Annotated in this window: 20 protein-coding genes, 1 pseudogene and 1 riboswitch; of the genes and pseudogenes, 7 read left to right on the forward strand and 14 right to left on the reverse strand. The window is 72.5% G+C overall.

All coding sequences use genetic code 11. The features are described from left to right. Nucleotides 1-30: 30 nt before the first annotated feature. Genes AB0I28_RS03380 through AB0I28_RS03390 form a run of 3 tightly spaced genes read right to left on the reverse strand, consistent with a single transcriptional unit; the run spans nucleotide 31 to nucleotide 4,646 of the window. Nucleotides 31-2,787 carry a DEAD/DEAH box helicase family protein gene (locus AB0I28_RS03380; protein ID WP_357489071.1) on the reverse strand — a complete coding sequence of 919 codons (2,757 nt, stop codon included), beginning with the start codon at nucleotides 2,785-2,787 and terminating at the stop codon, nucleotides 31-33. Continuing rightward, complete coding sequence (locus AB0I28_RS03385) at nucleotides 2,784-3,659, reverse strand: class I SAM-dependent methyltransferase (protein ID WP_357489072.1); 876 nt, start codon at nucleotides 3,657-3,659, stop codon at nucleotides 2,784-2,786. The genes AB0I28_RS03380 and AB0I28_RS03385 overlap by 4 nt, the downstream gene beginning before the upstream one ends. A gap of 30 nt (nucleotides 3,660-3,689) precedes the next feature. After that, the gene (locus tag AB0I28_RS03390; protein ID WP_357489073.1) at nucleotides 3,690-4,646 is read right to left on the reverse strand and encodes an AraC family transcriptional regulator; all 957 of its coding nucleotides are present in this window, start codon (nucleotides 4,644-4,646) and stop codon (nucleotides 3,690-3,692) included. A 101-nt stretch (nucleotides 4,647-4,747) separates the two neighbouring features. Between AB0I28_RS03390 and AB0I28_RS03395 the strand changes: the two are divergent. Continuing rightward, nucleotides 4,748-4,876 (forward strand): annotated as a pseudogene (locus tag AB0I28_RS03395) (NmrA family NAD(P)-binding protein); the annotation flags it as partial. A 257-nt stretch (nucleotides 4,877-5,133) separates the two neighbouring features. Further along, nucleotides 5,134-6,048, forward strand: a complete 915-nt coding sequence (locus tag AB0I28_RS03400; RefSeq protein ID WP_357489074.1) for an NADP-dependent oxidoreductase — start codon at nucleotides 5,134-5,136, stop codon at nucleotides 6,046-6,048. A 46-nt stretch (nucleotides 6,049-6,094) separates the two neighbouring features. Here AB0I28_RS03400 and AB0I28_RS03405 read toward each other — a convergent pair whose 3' ends face one another. Next, the gene (locus tag AB0I28_RS03405) at nucleotides 6,095-8,428 is read right to left on the reverse strand and encodes an FtsX-like permease family protein (protein WP_357489075.1); all 2,334 of its coding nucleotides are present in this window, start codon (nucleotides 8,426-8,428) and stop codon (nucleotides 6,095-6,097) included. Beyond that, nucleotides 8,425-9,132 carry an ABC transporter ATP-binding protein gene (locus AB0I28_RS03410; RefSeq protein ID WP_357489076.1) on the reverse strand — a complete coding sequence of 236 codons (708 nt, stop codon included), beginning with the start codon at nucleotides 9,130-9,132 and terminating at the stop codon, nucleotides 8,425-8,427. Before AB0I28_RS03410 ends, AB0I28_RS03405 begins: the two co-directional genes overlap by 4 nt. A 157-nt stretch (nucleotides 9,133-9,289) precedes the next feature. Here AB0I28_RS03410 and AB0I28_RS03415 point away from each other — a divergent pair, with 157 nt between their 5' ends. Further along, nucleotides 9,290-10,081: a histidine kinase gene (locus AB0I28_RS03415; protein ID WP_357489293.1), complete on the forward strand. Its 792-nt coding sequence runs from the start codon at nucleotides 9,290-9,292 to the stop codon at nucleotides 10,079-10,081. Next, nucleotides 10,078-10,734, forward strand: coding sequence for a response regulator transcription factor (locus AB0I28_RS03420; protein WP_357489077.1), 657 nt, complete (start codon nucleotides 10,078-10,080; stop codon nucleotides 10,732-10,734). Before AB0I28_RS03415 ends, AB0I28_RS03420 begins: the two co-directional genes overlap by 4 nt. Here the strand turns inward: AB0I28_RS03420 and AB0I28_RS03425 are convergent. The 4 genes from AB0I28_RS03425 to AB0I28_RS03440 are packed head-to-tail and all read right to left on the reverse strand — an operon-like array spanning nucleotide 10,731 to nucleotide 14,454. Then, entirely contained in the window at nucleotides 10,731-11,693 is a 963-nt protein-coding gene (locus AB0I28_RS03425) for an endonuclease/exonuclease/phosphatase family protein (RefSeq protein WP_357489078.1), read from the reverse strand. The two genes, AB0I28_RS03420 and AB0I28_RS03425, sit on opposite strands and share 4 nt — an antisense overlap. Continuing rightward, nucleotides 11,690-13,090, reverse strand: coding sequence for a sulfatase-like hydrolase/transferase (locus tag AB0I28_RS03430; RefSeq protein WP_357489079.1), 1,401 nt, complete (start codon nucleotides 13,088-13,090; stop codon nucleotides 11,690-11,692). The genes AB0I28_RS03425 and AB0I28_RS03430 overlap by 4 nt, the downstream gene beginning before the upstream one ends. 49 nt (nucleotides 13,091-13,139) lie before the next feature. Further along, nucleotides 13,140-14,048, reverse strand: coding sequence for a hypothetical protein (locus AB0I28_RS03435; protein ID WP_357489080.1), 909 nt, complete (start codon nucleotides 14,046-14,048; stop codon nucleotides 13,140-13,142). A gap of 43 nt (nucleotides 14,049-14,091) precedes the next feature. Next, nucleotides 14,092-14,454 (reverse strand): hypothetical protein, encoded by a 363-nt coding sequence (locus tag AB0I28_RS03440; RefSeq protein WP_357489295.1) that lies wholly within the window; start codon nucleotides 14,452-14,454, stop codon nucleotides 14,092-14,094. Between the two features lie 465 nt (nucleotides 14,455-14,919). On the opposite strand from AB0I28_RS03440, the gene AB0I28_RS03445 reads away from it, so the two are divergent. Further along, on the forward strand, nucleotides 14,920-15,948 hold the full coding sequence (locus AB0I28_RS03445) for a GNAT family N-acetyltransferase (RefSeq protein ID WP_357489081.1): 1,029 nt from the start codon (nucleotides 14,920-14,922) through the stop codon (nucleotides 15,946-15,948). A 10-nt stretch (nucleotides 15,949-15,958) separates the two neighbouring features. Here AB0I28_RS03445 and AB0I28_RS03450 read toward each other — a convergent pair whose 3' ends face one another. The 4 genes from AB0I28_RS03450 to rpmG all read right to left on the reverse strand — a co-directional run bounded on the left by AB0I28_RS03450 (nucleotide 15,959) and on the right by rpmG (nucleotide 17,404). Next, nucleotides 15,959-16,342 carry a VOC family protein gene (locus AB0I28_RS03450; protein ID WP_357489082.1) on the reverse strand — a complete coding sequence of 128 codons (384 nt, stop codon included), beginning with the start codon at nucleotides 16,340-16,342 and terminating at the stop codon, nucleotides 15,959-15,961. Beyond that, entirely contained in the window at nucleotides 16,339-16,695 is a 357-nt protein-coding gene (locus tag AB0I28_RS03455) for a metalloregulator ArsR/SmtB family transcription factor (RefSeq protein ID WP_357489083.1), read from the reverse strand. The genes AB0I28_RS03450 and AB0I28_RS03455 overlap by 4 nt, the downstream gene beginning before the upstream one ends. Further along, nucleotides 16,682-17,116 carry an SRPBCC domain-containing protein gene (locus AB0I28_RS03460; RefSeq protein WP_357489084.1) on the reverse strand — a complete coding sequence of 145 codons (435 nt, stop codon included), beginning with the start codon at nucleotides 17,114-17,116 and terminating at the stop codon, nucleotides 16,682-16,684. Before AB0I28_RS03460 ends, AB0I28_RS03455 begins: the two co-directional genes overlap by 14 nt. Nucleotides 17,117-17,239: 123 nt before the next feature. Next, nucleotides 17,240-17,404 (reverse strand): 50S ribosomal protein L33, encoded by a 165-nt coding sequence (rpmG, locus tag AB0I28_RS03465; protein ID WP_357489085.1) that lies wholly within the window; start codon nucleotides 17,402-17,404, stop codon nucleotides 17,240-17,242. A 71-nt stretch (nucleotides 17,405-17,475) separates the two neighbouring features. Here rpmG and AB0I28_RS03470 point away from each other — a divergent pair, with 71 nt between their 5' ends. Further along, on the forward strand, nucleotides 17,476-18,717 hold the full coding sequence (locus tag AB0I28_RS03470) for a GTP-binding protein (RefSeq protein WP_357489086.1): 1,242 nt from the start codon (nucleotides 17,476-17,478) through the stop codon (nucleotides 18,715-18,717). Here the strand turns inward: AB0I28_RS03470 and AB0I28_RS03475 are convergent. Beyond that, entirely contained in the window at nucleotides 18,706-19,218 is a 513-nt protein-coding gene (locus tag AB0I28_RS03475) for an O-acetyl-ADP-ribose deacetylase (RefSeq protein ID WP_357489087.1), read from the reverse strand. The genes AB0I28_RS03470 and AB0I28_RS03475 overlap by 12 nt on opposite strands. Nucleotides 19,219-19,271: 53 nt before the next feature. Next, a riboswitch (cobalamin riboswitch) is annotated at nucleotides 19,272-19,414 on the forward strand. 114 nt (nucleotides 19,415-19,528) lie between these two features. On the opposite strand from AB0I28_RS03475, the gene AB0I28_RS03480 reads away from it, so the two are divergent. Further along, entirely contained in the window at nucleotides 19,529-20,050 is a 522-nt protein-coding gene (locus AB0I28_RS03480; RefSeq protein ID WP_357489088.1) for an acyl-CoA thioesterase, read from the forward strand. Nucleotides 20,051-20,108 lie beyond the last annotated feature (58 nt).

A 20,108-nucleotide genomic window follows, 5' to 3' on the forward strand; every position in this document is an offset into this window, starting at 1 on the left:
GGCGGGGCAATGGGGAGGGCTACACCCCCGCTACCCCCAGGAGAGCCGGAGCGCGGTGGTGGCGTCCATGGGGGAGGCGCCCCGGCGCGCGGCCAGCAGGAGCGCGCCCTCTGGGGCCCGGGTGTAGACGGCAGGGGTCTCGGCCACCCACCTGCTCCACGATCGCGCGAAGAGATCGGCTCGCCTGCGGTGGTCGGCGAGTGCCGAGGGCACCGCGTGATGGACGACGGCGTGCTCGGCCCGCCAGCGGTGCGGACGGGGCCATCCTCGCCTCATCCGTGCGAAGGGGCCGGGGCCGGGATCGTCGACGACATAGCGCGCGACGAGGTAGCGGGGGTCGCTGAGCGGCGACAGGACCTCGTCGAGGGCAGTGGCGAACAGGGCGGAGTCCTCGGTGGACACCTCGCGGAGAACCGCGCGCCAGGCACCGCCCTCGTCGGGAGCCAGGTCGACGGCCTCGGCTCCGCGTGCGATGAGTTTCGCCCGGTGCAGCGCCTCGGCCGTGGCGTAGGCCATCGCGGCGACATCCCCGCCGGAGACGGCCGCGTCGTGGAGGGCACGCCCGGCACGGCCCGCGCGTCCGGCATCGATCCCGAGCGCCATGAGCGCCATGCCGGCGAACACGGCGCCCGCCGGAATCAGGCCGAACGCGAACATCGCGATGGCGGCCAGGGCGAGCGCGGGGACGAGGATCCCGCGGCTCTTGGCGGCTTTCGACATCCCGCTGGGGGTGAGCACCGAGCGCGGTGGAAAGGCCGCGCTCAGACTCGGGCGGGTGCCGCCGACGATGCGCACCGCGTGCGCCACCCGGTCGTCGAATGGCTCGCCGACCCGCCACAGCGCGCGCGTGCGGTCCCGGTCGGCGGCGCGGGCGGCCATCTCGGCGTTGAACGCGTCGAACGCGGCCGGGGGAGGAGGCGCGTACGGCGAGAGGCGGGCATCCACATGGGACACTCCCGCCATGACGTCGCCGTTCTCGGTGACGCCGAAGTACCCGTCGTGCTTGCGGACGAAGCGTTCGTAGTCGGCGGCGCCCTTCGGGTGGTCCTCGGCGACGCACACCACCGACCACGTGTGCGCGACCTTCTCCGGCCACCGCGGATCGAGGCGCAGAGCACGGCCCCGCAGCTGGACCACCGCGGTCCCGGTCGTGGCCTCGGTCAGGTCCACCAGCGTGTTGACCCCCTTGGCGTCCCAGCCTTCGCCGAGCATCGCGCGCGTGCCGACCAGCACCCGGGCACCGCCCTCCTCGAAGAACCGCGTCACCAGGGGCATCCACCGCCGGGAGGACCAGCTTCCGGTCACGGCGGTGATCTCGCCGTCCCCGAGCGGATCGAGCCGCAGGTCCGGGGCGACCCGAGCGGCGAACTCCGAGAACGCCGCCGCGACCTCCCTCGGCGCGGCCACCGACCGCCCGGTGACCAGCATGGGCTTCGCCCACGGCAGTCCGGCGAGGACCCGCAGCGCCAGCCGCGCCGAGCCGGCGTCCTCGTCGAGCACGCCGATCAGGCGCGACGGCAGCGTCGCCCGAGCCTGCTCGTGATCGCAGACCACGACCGCGCGCAGACGGTCGCCGAGGACGTCCCATTCGGCGGTGAGGATGTCGCGCACCGCCCCCGTCTTGGCCGCGCTGCGAGCGATGACCCGGTCGACGGGCGAGCGTCCGCTCCGGATGCCCTGCGCCGTCATCTGGTAGCCGAGCCCCGGCAGTGCCCGTTTGACCGCGTCGAGGGCGTGCTTGTCGCGCAGGTCAGCGCTGCGGCCGAGGAAATGCCGCGCGTAGGGGTGCAGCAACCGCATCCAGTCGTCGGCGTCGGGCTCCCGGCGGTGCGCCTCGTGCGGCCGGGCGCCCTCGGGCAGGGCGAGCAGGCCCGCGTGATGGAAGCGAAGCGCGGCGTCGGCGATCTCCGGCCGCTCGCGCGCGAAGCGGTGCCAGGGGATCGCCGACCCCTCGGCCGCCCGGTGCGAGCGCCGCACCACATAGGAGTCGAGCCAGGGAAGGAAGCCGACCGTGGCGAAGGCGGGGTCGACGAGGTCGGCGGTGAGCTCGCCGAAACGCTCGGACTGGGCCGACAGCCACGCCCGCTCGCGATCGGTCGGCGTGGTGAACCAGGCCAGCTCCGCGTAAGGCGCCAGCCGTCCCTCGCGGACCACCGCGGGAATCGACGGGCCGGACACCACCTCCCCGAACAGCTTGGCCACCAGCGCCGACTCGGCCGGTGTCAGCGCCGTCGGAGGTGTCGCGGTCAGCCCGATGACCGCGGCGTCCGGGAGCTCGTCGAGCACCTCGGCGAGCAGTTCGCCCCACACGTCGAGCAGGTGATGGCACTCGTCGAGGATCAGCGTCACCGGGCGCGCGGCCAGCGCGGCGACCAGCTCGCGGCCCTGGGCGCGCAGGCGATCGATGTGCGAGGGCCGCTGCGCGCCGTCCGGGTCGACCTCGGCTTCCGGGTCGAAGGTGGCCAGCGACTGGTAGGTCAGGGCGGTGAACACCGATTTCAGCCCTCGGTCGGCCGAGGCCGGGGGCGGGGTGGGACCGAGCCGGCTCCACTCGGCCAGCCACTGGCCCTGGATGGCGGTGTTGGGACCGAAGGCCACGATCGGGCGCCCGAGCCGCCGGGCGGCCTCGATTCCGACGAGGGTCTTGCCCGCCCCCGGGGGCAGCACCAGCCACGCGCGCCGGGACTCGCCGCGCAGCTTGGCGGCGAGGCCGTCGAGGGCGCTGACCTGGTGCGGGTGGAGCGTGTGGCCCGGGCGGACCGCGGCGAGGAGTCCGGCCGCGTTCACCTGGACGGTCGTCGTCCGATGTGGAGGGTCCGGGCGTCGAGGCGGAACAGGTCCTCCCGCCGGCCGAGCCAGGCCTCGTCGGCGGGATCGAGAAGACGGTCCCAGGCGGCCTGGTCGACGGCGTCGAGATCGTCGTAGCTGTGGCCCACCATGCGGGTGAGTGTGCGCAGGACCCGTTCGCGCTCGGCGTCGGCGAGCGGTGCCGGCAGGTCGGTGAGCACCGTCCGGCTGGTGACCTCGACCAGTCCCGCCTCGCGCAGCGCGACCGGCCAGTCGTACCTCATGCGCACGTGGTGCGCGACGCGCCGGTAGCGCCGGTGCGTCGCGGCGTGCAGTCCGTCTTCGAGTCCGGGCTCGCCGACACCGAGGTCGTATGGCAGGAAGCGCGGCTTCAGGCCCCCTTCGGACAGCACGAGCCGTCCCCCCGGTGCCAGCAGCGCGGCCAGTGTGCCGACGGCCGCCTGGCCGTCGGAGGCGTGGTGGACGGCGTTGCGCGCCCAGATCAGGTCGGCCTCCCCGCCGACGGCCTCGCGCAGTACGGCCGGATCGTCCTCGAAGGATCCGGTCGCGAACCGCACACCGGGAAGGCGTTCGGTGACCGGCGCGTACATCGCGGCGTCCCGGTCGACACCGACGACCGTCAGCTCCGGCGACCGCGCGGCGAACGCGGCGGCCATGCCCGCACCGCCACAGGCGAAGTCGACGGCGAGCCGGTCATCCGGCCGGACCAGCAGCGCGGCGACCTCGGCGTACCAGGCGGCGTCGTCCTCGGCGGCCTGGACGAGGCGCTCGGCCTCACCGAGCCAGTCGATCTCTTCCTTGGCCTCCACCGGTTCGTGGGAGTGGCCGTCGCCGTGTCGTTGGTGGGACATCGCGCTCCTCTCGTGACCCGCGCCACGAGCCTAGCGGCCGGCGGCCCGCGCGTCGGTGAGCCGACGGTGCCGTCCCGGCGCGACGCCGAACTCCCGCTTGAACGCCGTCGCGAAGGCGAACTCCGAGCGGTAGCCGACTCTCGCGGCCACCGCGCTCAGGGGCGCGTCGCTCTCCCGCAGCAGCCGAGCGGCCGTCGTCATCCTCCACCACGTCAGGTAGGACAGCGGCGGCTGACCGGTCAAGGCGGTGAAGCGGCGGGCGAACGCAGCCCGCGACAGACCCGCGACCGCCCCCAGCGTCTCGACCGTCCACGGCCGGGCCGGTTCGCGGTGGACGGCGCTCAGCGCCGAGGTGACCGCCGGGTCGGCGAGCGCGGCGGGCCAGCCCGCCCCGGACTCGGCGCGCTCGTCGAACCAGGCCCGCAGGATGTAGAGCAGCAGCGTGTCGAGCAGGGCGGGGATGAGGGCGTCAGCGCCCGGACGCTCCCGTCCGATCTCGGCGCCGAGGAGGTCGACGGCGGCCCGCAGTTCCGGGCGGTGGCCGACCCTCGCGGGCAGGTGCACGATCTCGGGGAGGCTGTCCAGCAGCGGGTGAGTGCGGCCTCGGTCGAGTTGATAGGCCCCGCACAGGGTGACCGTGGCCGCGGGATCATCGCCTCGGTCGAGGCCGACCGCCGGCGCGGCGTGCCGCTCCTCGAAGCGGGCGCCGTCCCGGGGATCGCAGGCCGGTTCGGCCAGGACCGAACCGGGGCTGTCGGCGAGGCCGTGTCCTGATCCGTGCGGGAGGAACAGGACGTCGCCGGTGTTCAGCGGCACGGGCTCGCCCTCACGGGGGACGAGCCAGCAGGAGCCCTGCAACACGACCTGGAAGCCCGCGGAGCCCGGTACGGTCATGAAGCGCTGGCCCCATGGGGCATGCCACCGCACCCGGGCCGAGCGGGGTTCCCCGGCGCGCATCACGGTGATGACGTCGCTGAGCGGATCCATCCGCCGAGCGTATCGTCCGGCGAGCACCTCGAAGACGAACGCGTATGAAGGCGAGCGGTTTACGCATTGGCCGTCTGTCGAGGCGGTCATACGGTCGGTGCATGACAGTCGAGAGATCATCCCCGGTGCTGGTCACCGGAGCGACCGGCACTGTCGGCGGCGAATTGGCGCGGCGCCTGTCCGCCGCCGGTGCCCTCGTCCGCGCGCTGGTTCGCGACCCCCTAGCCGCGGTGCCCGGCGCCGAACTCGCCGTCGGCGACCTCGACGTCCGCTTCGAGGAGACCGGCCGAGCCCACGCGGCCGCCGGGATGCTGACGATGGGCTGGCCCGCCGAAGCCGTCGAAGCCGTCCTCGACGCGCAGCTCGCCATGGTCGCGGGCCCTCACCGCCTGACGTCGACGGTCGCCGACGTGACCGGGCGGCCCGCCGGCTTCTTCACCGACTGGGTGGCCGCCCGCGTCGGACAGTTCACCGCGCGGGAGATCCGATGAAGGCCGCCCGCATCCACGCCTACGGCTCCGCCGACGTGATCCGTTACGAGGACGCGCCGACGCCTCGCCCCGGGCCCGGCGAGGTGCTCCTCCAGGTCGCCGCCGTCGCGCACAACCCGTCCGACGTGTGGTTGCGCGCCGGAATGCTCCACGAGATGTTCCCCGCGCGCTTTCCCGCGACCCTTGGCGTCGACGTCTCCGGAACCGTCGTCGAAGCGGGCCCCGGTGCGTCTTTCACGATCGGGGACCGGGTCATGGGCCGCGCCGACACCGGTGCCACCGCCGCCGAGTACGCCGTGGTGCGGGCCGGTGATCTCACGGTCGCGCCGGGCGGTATTCCGCTGACGCACGCCGCCGCCATCCCGGTCGCGGGTCTCACCGCCTGGCAGGCTGTCGTCGACCACGCCCGCGTCGCGCAAGGCGAGCGCGTCCTGGTCAACGGCGCGGGCGGGGGAGTGGGCTCCTTCGGCGTCCAGCTCGCCAAGCGCGCCGGTGCCTTCGTCGTCGCCACCGCAGGCCCGCGCAGTGCCGAGGCGGTCGCGCGTCTCGGTGCCGACCGGGTCGTCGATTACACCGCCGGCGACCTCGCCGCCGCCGTCGGCGGACCCGTGGACGTCCTGCTGAACTTCGCCGGCATCCCGCCCGAGACCGCCGGCGCCCTCGGTTCCCTCGTGCGGCCCGGAGGCCGCGTCGTCTCGGTGGCCACACCTGTCGAGGTCCCCGACGCCGTCACCTCGACGCACTTCGTCGCCCGCAACGACATCGTGCAGCTGGCGGGTCTGGCCGGGCTCGTCGACGCCGGTGACCTCGTCGTCGAGATCTCCGAGGTCCGCCCCATGGCCGAGATCGCCGAGGTCCACCGCGCCGCCGAGGCCGGCGGGATTCGCGGCAAGGTACTCCTGATCCCGTGAACGCGGGCAAAGCCGGGGCCACGGGCCCCGGCTTTGCCCCGCCGTCCTACTCGTTGTGCAGAACCTCCGCGATCGTCAGCCGCGACGCCGAACGCGCCGGGAGGTAGGCCCCGAGTACCGCGATGGCGACGCCCGCCACCGCCAGAAGCGCCAAGGTCGGCGGTTCCCAGATGTGCAGCAGCGCGACCGGAAGCTCGATCTGGCTCGCCTCGCCCATGATCGGCACGACCTGCCGGTGCAGCAGGACCCCCAGCAGCAGCCCCGCGATGCCGCCCACGACTCCCAGCGCCCCCATCGAGGTCACCATCATGACCACGACCTGCCGGGGTGTCATCCCGATCGACTTGAGCATGCCCAGGTCGCGGCGGCGCTCCCGTGTGGTGAGCACGACCGTGTTGAACACCCCGAGCGCGGCGACGGTCCCGAGCACGAGCGTGAGCGTCGTCGAAAGACTGATGACGGTCACGGTGTACTGCCCGACACCGCTGTTCGCCTGTGGACGGATGCCGGGCTCGGCGGCGGCCGCGGCGGCGACATAGCCGCCGACGTCGGTGCCGGGTTCGAGCCGGACCTGGTAGGTGATCCAGTCGGCCTTCGGCTCGTGACCGGGCGTGATCTGCGCCAGCAGCGCCCAGTCGGCGTACCCGGTTTCGAGTTCGCCGCCCATGATCCTGCCGACGACGGTCACCTCCGTGCGGCCTCCGGCCAGTTCGAGGGTGATGCGGTCGCCGACCTTCCGGCCGAGCTGGTCGAGCGCCTTCGAGGAGAGCACGACCTCCCCGGGCGCCTCGATCCACCGTCCGCCGACCAGCTGTTCGTCATACCCCATGCCGGTCGTGTCACCGCGGATGAACTCGATGTCGAGCCCTTGGGTGTAGCCGACCACCGACAGCGGCACGTACGACTCGGTGAGGACGTTGTCGGCGCCCGGCAGCGCCGCCAGTGTCGACCGCACCTCCTCGGAGTCCATCGCCTCGGCCGCCTCCGGATTCGCCGGATGCGCGTAGACCTGCACCGACCCGGTCCGCTCGCTGATCTCCGCGTACGCGGCGACGCTGGTGACCAGGCCCGTCGCGAAGGTCACCGTCATCACCCCGAGGACCACCGCGGCCATCGTCAGGAGCGTGCGTCCCGGGCGGACCAGTGGCAGGCCGAGTCCGAGGCTCACCGAACGCGGCAGCCGAGTGCCCGACAGCCACCGCTGGGCGCTCCGGCCGCGACCGGCGCGGGGTGTGCTGCCCGCGCTGATCGCCTGAGCCGCGGGGAGACGGTGCGCCCGCAGCGCCGGCACCAGCGCGGCGAGCATCACCAGGAGCGGCATGCCGAGCACGGCAGCGCCGTCCACCCACGGATTGATCTCGACGACGCCGAGTCCGACGCCCCGAAACGCCGTCACCAGCAGAGGCCGCGACCCGAGGTGCCCGATGACCGTGCCGAGCACGGCGCCCACGACCGCCGGCAGGGACACCATCAGCAGGTAGACCCCCACCACCTGGCGGGGAGTGAAGCCGATCGCCTTGAGAACGCCGATGTGCCGAAATCCCGAGACGACCGCGCCGCTGATCACGTTGGCCACGATGAGGATCGCCACCACCAGGCCGAGCAGCCCGAAGGTCACCAGGAAGGGCATGAACTGGCCGGTCCCCGAGACCACGGCCTCCTTCACCGACAGATAGGACTGGACGGCCAGCGTCGAACCGTCGGGAAGGCCGGCGGTCACCGCGGCGACCCCGGCGTCGACCTCGGCGGCCGTCGCGGAGTCGTCGAAGCGATACAGCATCTGCGTCGCCGTGGGCCCCAGCGCCGCCATCTGCTCGGGCGACACCCACCCGTCGGCGGTCGCGCTGAGGCTGCTGGCGTAACCGACGATGGTGAGCGTCGGGCCACCGGGGATCACGATCGGCGAGGGCTCGCGCTCCGGCATCCCACCGCCTTCGTAGGGCGGCAGGACGTTCAGGACGACCTCACCGGGAGCCGTCGCCCAGCGTCCCTTCCAGAGATCGGGTTCGTCGATGGAACCCTCCGGCGAAGCGCGGCCCACGAGCGTCGCGCGGCCGCCCGTGAAGCCCGGGACCGCCAGCTCGTTGCCCGCGGGAGTCTCGACCACGACCTGCCCGAAAGGCCCGGCGGCCTCGACGCCCGGCAGCCCGCTCGTCGCGGCGAGTTGCTCATCGGAGACCAGGCCGTTGTCGAAGGCCACCACCGCGTGAGCTCCGCGCTGCTGCTCGAAAGCCCGGTCGAACGGCGCCGAGGACGCCTCCAGCAGGGCCAGCGCCATCACGATCGTCGCGGTCGTGAACATCAGCACGACCCCGATCACGCCCGTCTGGAGCCGCCTCCTGCGGATCGCCGCGCGCGCCGCCCGCCACACCGCCCTCATGCCGACCGCTCCAGGCTCCGCTCACCGGCGACCCTGCCGTCGGCGAACTCGACTACGCGACTCGCGCAGCGCGTCGCCAGATGGGGATCGTGGGTCACGATCAGCAGCGTCTGCCCGATCTGGTGGAGATCGAGCAGCAGATCCATGACCTGCTCGCCGGAGGCGCTGTCGAGCGCGCCCGTCGGCTCGTCGGCCAAGAGCAGCGCGGGCCGGTTCATCAGCGCGCGGGCCACGGCGACCCGCTGCCTCTCCCCGCCCGACAGCGCCGCCGGATAGACGTTGCGCCGGTCGGCGATACCCAGTTCCTCCAGCAGCTCCAGCGCCCGCCGGCGGGCCTGCCCGGCACGGACCCCGGTGAGCTGCGCGGCGAGCGCGACGTTGTCGAGGGCCGGCAGGTCGTCGAGGAGGTTGAAGAACTGGAAGATCATCCCGATCCGATGCCGCCGGAACAGCGCCAGCCCGGTCTCGTTCAGCTCGCCGAGGTTCTCCCCGTTGACGGTGATCGACCCCGCCGTCGGCCGGTCGAGACCGGCGACCATGTTCAGCAGCGTCGACTTCCCGCAGCCCGAGGGGCCCATCACCGCCACCGCCTCACCGGCGGTGATCTCCAGCGTCACACCGTCCAGCGCCACGGTGTCGCCGTACTCCTTGCGGACGCCGTCGAGTCTCACGACGACCTCGCTCGTGCTGTCCTCACTGGTCATGGCCCCAAAGTTAGGCGGGCGCCGGGACAACGGGCATCGGTCCGGAGAGGTAACCCCGGACACGGGTCATCCCGGGGATGTACGGCACTGGTACCCGGGGAGGATGCCGTGGCGACCCGCCGCCTGGGAAAGTGGTCGGGTGGCGGGATCTTGGACGATATGGCTCGCGGCCGCCTCGACGGCCGCCTGCGCGGTGGCCGCCTGGCTCGCCGTCGCGCTCGCCCGTGAGCGCCGCCGCCACCACGAGACCCTCGCCCACCAGCGCTGGCTGTTCGAACGCGAGCGGGAAGGCGCCGCGCGGACCGCCGTCGACGCCGAGCGAGCCCGCATCGCCCGCGAACTGCACGACGTCGTCAGTCACAACGTGAGCCTCATGGTCGTGCAGACCTCCGCCGCCCGGGAGGTCCTGGCGAGCATGCCCGACGAGGCGGCCACGGCGATGGCGGCCGTCGAAGGCGCCGGACGCGACGCCCTCACCGAACTCCGCCACCTACTCGGGGTCCTCGCACCCTCGCAGAGCGGCGAGGACGAGGACCTCGCGCCGCAGCCCGGTCTGAGTCGCCTGAGCCCGCTGATCGACCGCGTCGCCTTCGCCGGCCTGCCCGTCGAGGTCCGCATCTCCGGCGAGGCCCGCCCCATCCCGGCCGGCGTCGACCTCACCGCGTACCGCATCGTCCAGGAGGCGCTGACCAACGCCCTCAAACACGGCGACGGCACCACCGCGCAGGTCACCGTCCGCTACGCCGAAACCTCCCTGCGCGTGGAGATCCTCAACTCCGGTCCGAGCGTCCTGTCCGGAGACCGCCCCGACACCCGCCCCGAAGGCACCGGCCGGGGCCTGCTCGGACTGCGCGAACGCGTCGCCGTGTACGGCGGCGACCTCGACGCCAGACGACGGCTCGGCGGCGGATACCGCGTCCGGGCCCGCATCCCCCTGAGCCGTCCGTGACCGACACCCCGCCACGCGTCCTCATCGCCGACGACCAGGAACTCGTCCGCACCGGCTTCCGGCTCATCCTCACCGCGCGCGGCGTCGACGTCGTCGGTGAGGCCGGCGACGGCGCCGAGGCCGTCACCGCCGAGATGCGCCTGCGCCCCGACGTCGTTCTGATGGACATCCGCATGCCCAACATGGACGGGCTCGAGGCCGCCCGCCGGATCCTGGCCCGCTCGACCGCATGCCGCGTGATCATGCTGACCACCTTCGACCTCGACCGCTACGTCTACGCCGCGCTCGCGTCCGGCGCCAGCGGCTTCCTCCTCAAGGACGTCACCGCCGAACACCTCGCCGCCGCCGTCCGCCTCGTGAGCACCGGCGACGCGCTGCTCGCGCCCTCGATCACGCGCAGGCTCGTCGAACGCTTCGCGCCACACCCGCCGTCGGTGCACGGTGACCTGTCCATCCTCACCCCCAGAGAGCTCGAAGTCCTCGCCCTCATGGGACGCGGACTGTCGAACACCGAGATCGCCGCCGAACTGACCCTGAGCGAGGCGACGGTGAAGACGCACGTGGCCCGCATCTTCGCCAAGCTGGGACTGCGCGACCGGGCGCAGGCGGTGGTCTTGTCCTACGAGACCGGACTGGTGCGGCCCGGCGGCTAGAACCCGATCCCGGCCACGATCGGCAGGTGGTCGCTTCCGGTCGCGGGCAGCGTTCGCAGGTTCGCCACCGTCCCGGACCGCACGAGCACCTGATCCACGCGTGCGACGGGAGAGGAGGCCGGCCAGCTGAACGCGAAACCGGAATCGACCCGCCCGGTGAGGTCCACCAGCGTGCCGAGACCGCGATCGTCGAGGGTGCCGTTGAGGTCGCCGAGCAGGATGACCCGCTCCACCGGTTCGGCCGCGATCGCCGCACCGAGCAGGGCGGCGCTCTCGTCGCGATGGGCCGAGCCGAATCCGCTCGGGCGCAGCCGCAGCGACGGCAGGTGCGCCACGTAGACCGCGATCTCCCCGTGCGGCGTCGTCGCCGTGGCACGCAGGCCCCGGTTCCACTCGGGCGGGAAGGAGGCCGGCCTGATGCCGACGGGCCGCGCGTCGGTGAGGGGATGGCGCGACCAGAGCGCCACCGACCCCCACAGCGCGTGGTGCGGGTAAGCGGCGGCGAAGACCTCCGCGTAGACCGGGAGAGCCTGCGGGGTCAGCTCCTGGACGCCTATGAAGTCCGGCTCGGCCGCCATCAGTGTCCGCGCGGTCGCGCCGGGATCGCGATTCTCGTCGCTCACGTTGTGCTGGACGGCGATGAGCTCGCCGTCCGGGTCACCGTCCGGGAGGGCCATCACGCCGAAGAGGACGAGCCACGCGGTGACGGGGGCGACCAGTGCGATCAGCGCCGCCCCGGAGCGGCGCAGCACGGCGGCCACGAGAAGCGCGAGAACGGCCACGCCGAGCCAGGGCAGGAAGGTCTCCAGGAGGCTTCCCAGCCGCGGGCCGACGTTGGGCACGAGGGAGTGGAAGACCAGCAGCAGCGTGGTCAGCACCGCTGTCGCGGCGAGCGCCTTCCCGCGCGTCCACGCCGAGCGGCCCTTGGCGTCGCGGCCCCAGTCGAGTCGCGGACTCAAGCGCCCGCGCCGACCGTTTCGTGCCAGCGCGACCAGTCGGCGCGCAACCGTGTCACTACCTCGGGACGCTCGGCGGCGAGGTCGCGGGTCTCGCCGGGGTCGGCGGCGAGGTCGTAGAGCGCGAGGCCGTCGCCGACCGAGGTGTGCTCGACCTGGAGAATGCCCTTGGCGGTGGGGGAGTCGCCGTCGGCGTAGCGGAGCTTGAAGCGCGCGTCGCGTACCGCCCACTGGAACCCGCTGTCCCAGTACAGCGCGCGGTGGCCGCTCTCCTCTTCGCCGCGCCAGTGCGCGAGCTGGTCGACCCCGTCGCAGTGATCCCAGCGGGCCGGGTCGACACCGGCGGCGGCCAGCGCGGTCGGCATCAGGTCGAGGGTGCTGACGAGGCCGTCGCGGTCCTGTCCGGCGGGAAGCCCTCCGGCGGGCCAGCGCGCGATGAGCGGGACCCGCACCCCGCCCTCCCAGAGCGTGTACTTGGTTCCGGCGAGGGGCGTGTTGTCTCCATAGTTGCAGGTCGATCCGCCGTTGTCGGTGGTGTAGACGACGAGGGTGTCCTCGCTCAGGCCGAGCCGGTCGAGGGTGTCGAGGAGGCGGCCGACCTCGGCGTCCATGAGTTCGAGCTGGGCGAGGTAGTACTCGCGGCCGTGTTCGAGCTTTGGGGAGATGGCGCCGTCGTACCAGTCGACGTAGTCGGAGACGTTCTCGTCCCAGTCGGCGCGCTCGGGCAACCCCCGCTTGGCGAGCTCGTCGTCGGGGAGCTGCCAGCAGAAGTTGTGCACGGCGTTGAAGGCGAGTTGCAGGAAGAACGGCTCGGCGGCGTGCCGGGTGGCGAAGTCGCGGGCGCGGTCGCCGAGTTCGGTGGTGAGGAAGCCCTCGAGTTCGCTCTCCTCGCCACCGTCGAACATCGGCTGGACGCCCATCCGCCACGAGGCCTCGGGACCGTACTCGTCGACGGCGGCCCGGGAGTGGCGCAGGTAGTTGAGGCGGCCCTGCTGCATCCCGGCCAGCCCGTAGTAGGCCTCGTCGAAGCCGTGGTTGTCAGGGCAGGCCCGGTCGCCGGGGCCCTCGGGTCCGTAGTGGACCTTCCCGAAGTAACCGGTGGCGTAGCCGGAGTCCTTGAACACCTCGGCGACGGTGGGGATGTGGTCGGGAGGGAAGGCCGCGTCGTCGAACCATCGGACGCCCCAGCGCCGCTGGTGGGTACCTGAGACGATGCCCGCGCGCGACGGCGAGCAGATCGGCGCCGAGACGTAGGCCTCGGTGCAGGAGACGCCCTCCTCGGCGAGCCGGTCGAGGGCCGGTGTCCGCACGGCGGGATGGATCCCGAGGCGGGAGCGATCGGCGTAGCCGTGGTCGTCGGAGACGATCCAGACGACGTTGGGGCGGCGTGGGGGCGTCATGGGAGATCACCCTACGACCAGATGCGACCGGGCACCACGCACCGCGGGCCTATTGCTCGGCCGCTTCGGCTTCCTCGGCCTCTTCGGTGCGCTCGGCCCGCCGGAACCGGCGGGCGGTCGTCCAGGACGCGATCCCCGTGATGAGGACGCCGAGCCCGGTCAGCGCGGACAGCAGCGGCAGGATGTCGGCGTTCCACATGACCAGCTGCGAGGTGTCGACCAGGTAGGGCGCGAGCGCCAGTACCGGGCCGGCGGCCCCGACGAGGAACCCGTGCCACCAGCTGCCCGTTCTGAGGACGGCCAAGGCCGCGACGACGGCGGCGAAGACCAGCAGGGCCACAATCGTCACCTGGGAGCGGCTCGGGAAGTACCCGAAGGTCCTTCCCGACAAGGGAAGACCGATTCCCAGGTCGTCGGCGAGCCCGTCGAGGACGTAGCCGGCGAAGAAGGTCGGCGTGCCCCAGGTGAACCCGAGGACCGAGGCGAGACTGGCGAGGAACGCCAGCACCCACAGCAGGCCGGCGTGCAGGGCGACGCCGAGGCCGAGTGCGGTGAGCGCGACCGTCAGGAGCGCGGCGAACGCCCCGAGCACGGCGCCGGTGCCGACCGCGCCGGGGATCTCGGAGGCCAGCACGTCGCCGGCGTAGGACTGCGCGACCGGCAGCGCGGCCGTCGTCGCCGCCGCCGCGAACAGGGCGCTGACGACCCGCACGAGCCACTGCGAGCGGTAGGCCAGCAGCGTCGCGGTCGGAGCCGATAAAGCGCAGAACCAGGTGAGGAGCGTGACGTTGACGCTCTCGGTGCGTTCGGCGCCGGCCTGGAACTCTCCGCCCAGTTCGGACAGTCCGCACAGTTCGGCGAGCGCGACCTGCCCGGCGGCCAGCACGGCGGCGGCCACCGCGACCAGCAGGGGCGTGAGCGGGGCGGGCAGAGGGGATCGGCGTACCGCGGCGTCCATAACGGGACCGTAGCGGTCGGGGCGCGCGGCCGTTGGCCCGCGGTCAGAACTTCGCGACGACCTCGATGCGGCCGGCGATGTGGTCGTTGAACTCGTCGAGCCGCTCGGCCGGAACCCACAGCTCGTCGACGCCCTCGCCGCCCGCCCTGCGAGTGGGAAAGCGCCGCAGGTAGGCGGTGTCGACATGGAAGCGGGTCACGAAACCCGAACCGCCCTCGGGCACGTTCCACTCCCGCGCGATCCGGACCGCGTACGCCTCGTTGAGGACGGGGTAGAAGATCGGCTGCTCCGGCAGTCGCGGCGGCCACCGGCGCCAGCCGGACTCCTCGACCAGGCGCAGCTCGGCCGCACCCGCCGGACGCCAGAGCGTCGTCGTGCCGTCGGGGTTCTCGGCGCGGCCGGCCATCGCCTCGGCGACCAGCGCGGTGACGAGCGGGTCGGTCGTCTCGGGTTCGAAGGAGCCGGCGAACACCGCGGTCACCGTGTCGCCCTCGCCGAGCCCGCCGCGCAGCGAACGCCAGGTCGCCAGGTTCGGGTGGTCGAGCGCCGTGCACGCCTCGGCGGGCGCCAGCAGCGCGATCGCCCGGTCGAGCGCGGCGCCGTCCAGCGGGTACGAACCCGACCCGGCCACATGCCCGCACACCGTCGCCAGCACCACGCCGGGCAGATGCGACATCCCGGCGGCGACCCTCGCGAAGTCGAAGGAGCCCTCGGCGTACCAGCCGATCCCGTACGCCGCCGGCCGCTCCCAGCCCGGGATCGCCGATTCGAACCGGTTCAGGGCCGCGTCGATCTCCTCGACCGTCGTCCACCGCTCGCTCATCAAGAGATCGTCGCAGATGCGTCCGCGCGGCACCGCTATGGTCCGTGGATGGCAGAGACGATCATTCGCGTGGCGACCGAGGCGGACCGTCCGGCCGTCGACGCCATCCTCACCGCCTCCTGGGGCCGCCCCTTCGTCGTGCTCGGCGGCAACGGCGTCGACCTCACCGGGCAGCCGGCGCTGGTGGCCCTGATCGGCGACGAGATCGTCGGGGCCCTGGTCTACCGGGTCGACGGCGACGCCCTCGAAGTGCTCAGCGTGAACAGCCGCGCCGGGGGAGCCGGTACCGGCATGATCACCGCCGCCCGCGACCATGCCCTCGCGCTCGGCCTGCGCCGCCTGTGGCTGGTCACCACCAACAACAACTCCAGCGCCTTGCGCTTCTACCAGCGCAACGGCCTTCACCTCGTCGGCGTCCGCACCGGAGCGGTGTCGGCCGCCCGCAAGATCAAGCCGACGATCCCGCGCAACGACCACGACGGCCACGCCATTGACGACGAACTCGTCCTGGAGCTGCGGCTGGACGGCGTCGACGACCCCTACGGCGAACCGGGCAACGCCGCCGCCGTCGCCCTCAGCAGACTCCTCACCTGGCGCGGCGGCGAGACCGACCTGTGGCCGCTGCTCGCCGATCCCCGCGCGACCGTCGACGTCGTCCGCGGCCTGTCGCGACCCTTCCTCGGCGCCGTCGACCTCGTCCTCGGCCCCGACCCCGGCGGCATGCTCTTCGGCCCCCTCGCCGCCCGCGAATTGGAGGTCCCCTTCGCGCCGGTCTGCCGGGACCGAAGGTTCTTCTTCCAAGGCCCTCACGAGCGCGTCACCGTCCAAGCCGGGGCCGACGAACTGCACGCCCACCGCGCAGCACTCGCCGACGGCGCGCGGGTGCTGCTGGTCGACGACTGGTCGGAGTCGGGCTCGACCGTGCGCGGAGTCGCCGACCTGGTGGCGCAGACCGGTGCGACGCTCGCCGGCGTCTCCTACCTGGTCGACAGTCTGCGTCCGGAGGTCCGCGCCGACCTCGAAGCCCGTGGGATCGAGGTGCGCGGGCTGGTGACGCCGGCCGGGCTGAGAGATTGAGGGAGACGTGTCAGCTCGACTCCGCGAGCAGGTGCACGACTCCCGCGGGGTTCTTGATCCAGTGGGTCCGGGAGTCGTAGTTCTCGAAGGGTTCCACCTCATCACACGGATGGATGCCGACGGCGGCCAGCTCACGCGTCGCGACGTCCAGGTCGTCGGTGTGAAGCTGAAGCCACAGGTCCGGGTTGCTGTAGTTGTCGACGCAGTCCAGCCAGAGCGTGTTCGGCCCGAACCGCACCGAGTGGGTCCTCGAAACGGTCGGCGCGTAGGAGACGTCCTCCTCCGCGACGTCGAATCCCAAGGTGTCGCGGTAGAAGGCGACGGTGGCCTCGTACTGGGCCTTGGGGATCTTCATGGCGATGTTCAGGCCGGCGGTGAACGCGGACTTGCTCATGGTGCCGTGTCTCCTTCGTAGGTGGTTTCGAGTGCGTGTTCCAGTGCCGAAAGGCGGTCGTCCCAGCGGTTGGCGAGTCGTGCGAGCCATGCCTGGGCCGCGCGGACGGCGGTCGGGTCGAGCCGGTAGGGGTGGCGGCGGCCGACCGGTTCGCCCGGGCGGATCAGTCCCGCCTCGGTGAGCTGGCCCAGGTGCTTGGCGACCGCTTGGCGGCTTATCGGCAGCCGCTGTGCCAGTTCGGTGACGGTCGCGGGACCCGCGCGGGCGAGTTCGTCCAGCAGAGCCCGCCGTGTCGGGTCGGTGAGGGCCGTGAACACCGCGACGGCCCGTTCCTCCGCGTCAGACGGCCGCATCGAGGTAGCTCTCCAGGTCGGCCAGCTCCTCGTTCCAGCCCTGACTGTTCGCCGCGTGGGCGGATCGGGCGACGTCCTCGGCGGCCCGCGTGAATCCGCTCTCCACGAGGTGCAGCCTGGTGCCTTCGGGCACCGGCTCCAGCGTGAACTCCACGAGTGTTCGCGGGGCGTCCGCCTCCGGGAGGCCTTCGACGCGCCACCAGAACGAGAAGCGGTGCGGTGGCGCGACGACCTCGATCGTGGCGACGGACTCCTCGTCCAGTTCGTCCCAGCGGAAGAACGCCCGCCCGCCGGGGCGCAGGTCGATCTCGGCGACCGAGCCGAACCACCGCGAGAGTCCCTCCGCCGTGGTCAGTGCCGCCCATACGCGCTCGACGGGATGCCGCAGCACGACCACGCGTTCGATGGAATCCGAGACCATCTCCACCCTCCTTCGCAACCTTTCAGTTGCCATCTATGGCAACCTACAGGTTGCGATGTTGATCCGCAAGTGTCGCGTCCTTTCGCGGGGGCGCCGCCGGGAAGCGGCGCCCCCGTTCGCGCGTTAACGCTCCTCGCGGAACTCGGCGTGCCCGCCGAGGCGCGGGTCGAACTTGCGCAGGACGAGCCGGTCAGGGTCGTTGCGGCGATTCTTGCGTGTCACGTAGGTGTAGCCCGTCCCCGCGGTGCTGCGGAGCTTCACGATCGCGCGAATGTCACCAGAAGCCATGGTCACCCTCCTTGAAAAGCTATGCATAATGATAATCATTATCAATACCTGCTTATTCCCAGGAGGCTCGCATGACCACCACCGGACCCGCCGCCCCGCCCCGGCCGACGACCCCCACCCCCGTGACACGCACCCCCGTCACCGTCCTCGCCGGCTTCCACGCCCACGCCACCACCGCCGTCGCCGACCGCCTCCTGAACGCCGAACCCGAACTGCTCCTCGTCGGCCACGACCTCACCGCACTCGCCGACGGTGTCGTCCGCCGCCGGATCCGCGACTCCTCCGGCATCCTCGAAGAAGGGGAGACCCGCCTCACCCACGGCTGCGGCACCTGCGCCATCCGCGAGGACCTCGTGCCGGTCCTGATGCGCCTGGCCCGTGACCACCCCGGCAGGCCACTGCTCGTCGAGCTCCCGGAGACCGTCGAACCCCAATCCGTCGCCGAAGCCTGCGCCCACCTCCACGTCGACGGCACCCCGGCGGCCGAGGTCATCCGGGTCGACTCCTGCACCACTGTCCTCGACGCTCTCAGCCTCCGAGGCGACCTCAGCAGCGTCGACGACATCGCCCGCCGCCGCCGCACCCCCGTCGAGGACACACGCGGCGTCGCCGAGGTCGTCGTCCGCCAGATCGAGTACGCCGACACCGTCCTCCTTCACGGCGAAGCCGCCGGCGGCGCCTACGAAACCGCCCGCCTCGGTGTGCTGGCCCGCAGGCTCGCACCCTGGGCCGCCCACCCCGAACCCTCCGACGACCACGGCCTGGCCGCCGCGATCCTGCGCACCGGCCGCCACGACCCGCGACGCCCGCCGGGCCCGGCCCGCGCGCTCGCCGGGCTCACCCTGGGCGTGCACGCACCCTTCGAGGACTGCGGGGTCATCTCGATGCTCTTCGCCGCCCGCAGGCCCTTCCACCCCGAGCGGCTGCACGCGCGCCTGGATGAGATCGCTTACTCGGCCCTCCGTGCACGCGGACACCTCTGGCTGGCCACGCAGCCCGACACCGTCGTCGCCTTCGAAGCCGCCGGCGGCGGCATCGCCATGGCTTCTCTGGGACCGTGGCTCGACGCGGTCCCGGTGGAATCCCGGGAAGCGCACAGCGCCGTCCGCCGTGTCGCCGCCGCGCTCGACTGGGACCCCTACTACGGCGACCGGGGAAACTCGCTGGCCTTCATCGGCGAGGGTTTCGACGTCGACGAGCTGCGGGTGCGACTAGAGGACTGCCTGCTGACCGACCTGGAACTCGCGGAGGGCGAGGATGCGCGCAGGGCTTGGAGCGACCCCTTCGCCGGCTGCTTCCCGTCACATCCGTGAGCGGACGTCCCCGGCGAGTTCGAAGGTCTCCTCGTCGAACAGGACGAGCCGGGCACTCTCGACGGAGGTGGGCGTGGTGTCCATCGCGTCGAGGGCCACCCGGATCGCGTCGTCGGGCGGCCAGCCGAAGATCCCCGCCGAGATGAGCGGAAAGGCGATCGTGCGCGCGCCCAGCTCGTCGGCGACGGCGAGGCCGCGCACGTAGCAGGACCGCAGGAGGTGGGTCTGGTCCTCGTCGGGCCAGTAGTGGGGGCCGACGGTGTGGATCACCCAGCGGGCGGGTAGTCGGCCCGCCGTCGTGGCGACGGCCTCGCCGGTCGGCAGGCCCTTGCCGTACCGCGACCGCCGCAGTTTTTCGCACTCGGCGAGGATCGCGGGGCCTCCGGCGCGGTGGATGGCGCCGTCGACTCCTCCGCCGCCGAGCAGGGAGGAGTTGGCCGCATTGACGATCGCGTCGGTCTTCTCCGCGGTGATATCGCCCTGTACGAGTTCCACGCGCACGATTGCCTCCTCACCGTGATGGACGGCACCATGCTCCCACGGCCCCGCGCGACTAACCTGATCATGGCGCTGGTGCGCCGGCGACCGCCCGGTCCCGGCGCCGAGAGGGAACCCGGTGGAAGTCCGGGGCTGCCCCGCAACGGTCAACGCGCATTGCGCCGTGAGCCCGATACCTGCCCGCGCCCCGCGCGCGACCGCGTGCGCGGTGACCGCCGGTCTCGCGGGTGGGCCGAACGGGAGCGCGAACCCCTCGTGCCCTGTCCCGCCCTCGTTCGACGGTCGGCGTCCGTTCGCGAGGGAAGGAACGAGCATGACCACATTGGACCGGCCGGATGCCGCGGGGACCGCGCGTCCGCCCTCGGCCTCCCGGGTCACCATGTCGAGCATCATGGGCCCGCAGGACACCAACCTCATGGGAACCGTGCACGGCGGGGTGATCCTCAAGCTCATCGACTCCGTCGCCGGCGTCGTCGCCGCACGGCACAGCGAGGGACCCGCCGTCACCGCCTCCATGGACGAGACGGCCTTCCTGGTGGCCGTGCGGGTCGGGGACGTCGTGCACGTCGACGCCCAGATCACCTGGACCGGGCGCAGCTCCATGGAGGTGGCGGTCAAGGTCACCGCCGACCGCTGGGACGAGTCGGTGCCCGCCACCACCGTGGCCACCGCCCACCTGGTGATGGTCGCCGTCGACGACACGGGAAGCCCTCGCCCGGTCCCGCCGCTCGTGATCGGCTCGGACGCCGACGTCCGCCGCTCGCGGGAGGCCGAGATCCGTCGCACGCACCGGCTCGCCCTGCGCTCCGCCCTTCGCGACGCAGCCGAGGCTTGAGGGGACCGGTCCGCCCCGGACGGTGGGGTCGTGGCGGTTCGCCCGGGGCAACTAAGAT

It is taken from the genome of Phytomonospora sp. NPDC050363, from assembly GCF_040655735.1.
Taxonomy (GTDB): Bacteria; Actinomycetota; Actinomycetes; order Mycobacteriales; family Micromonosporaceae; genus Phytomonospora.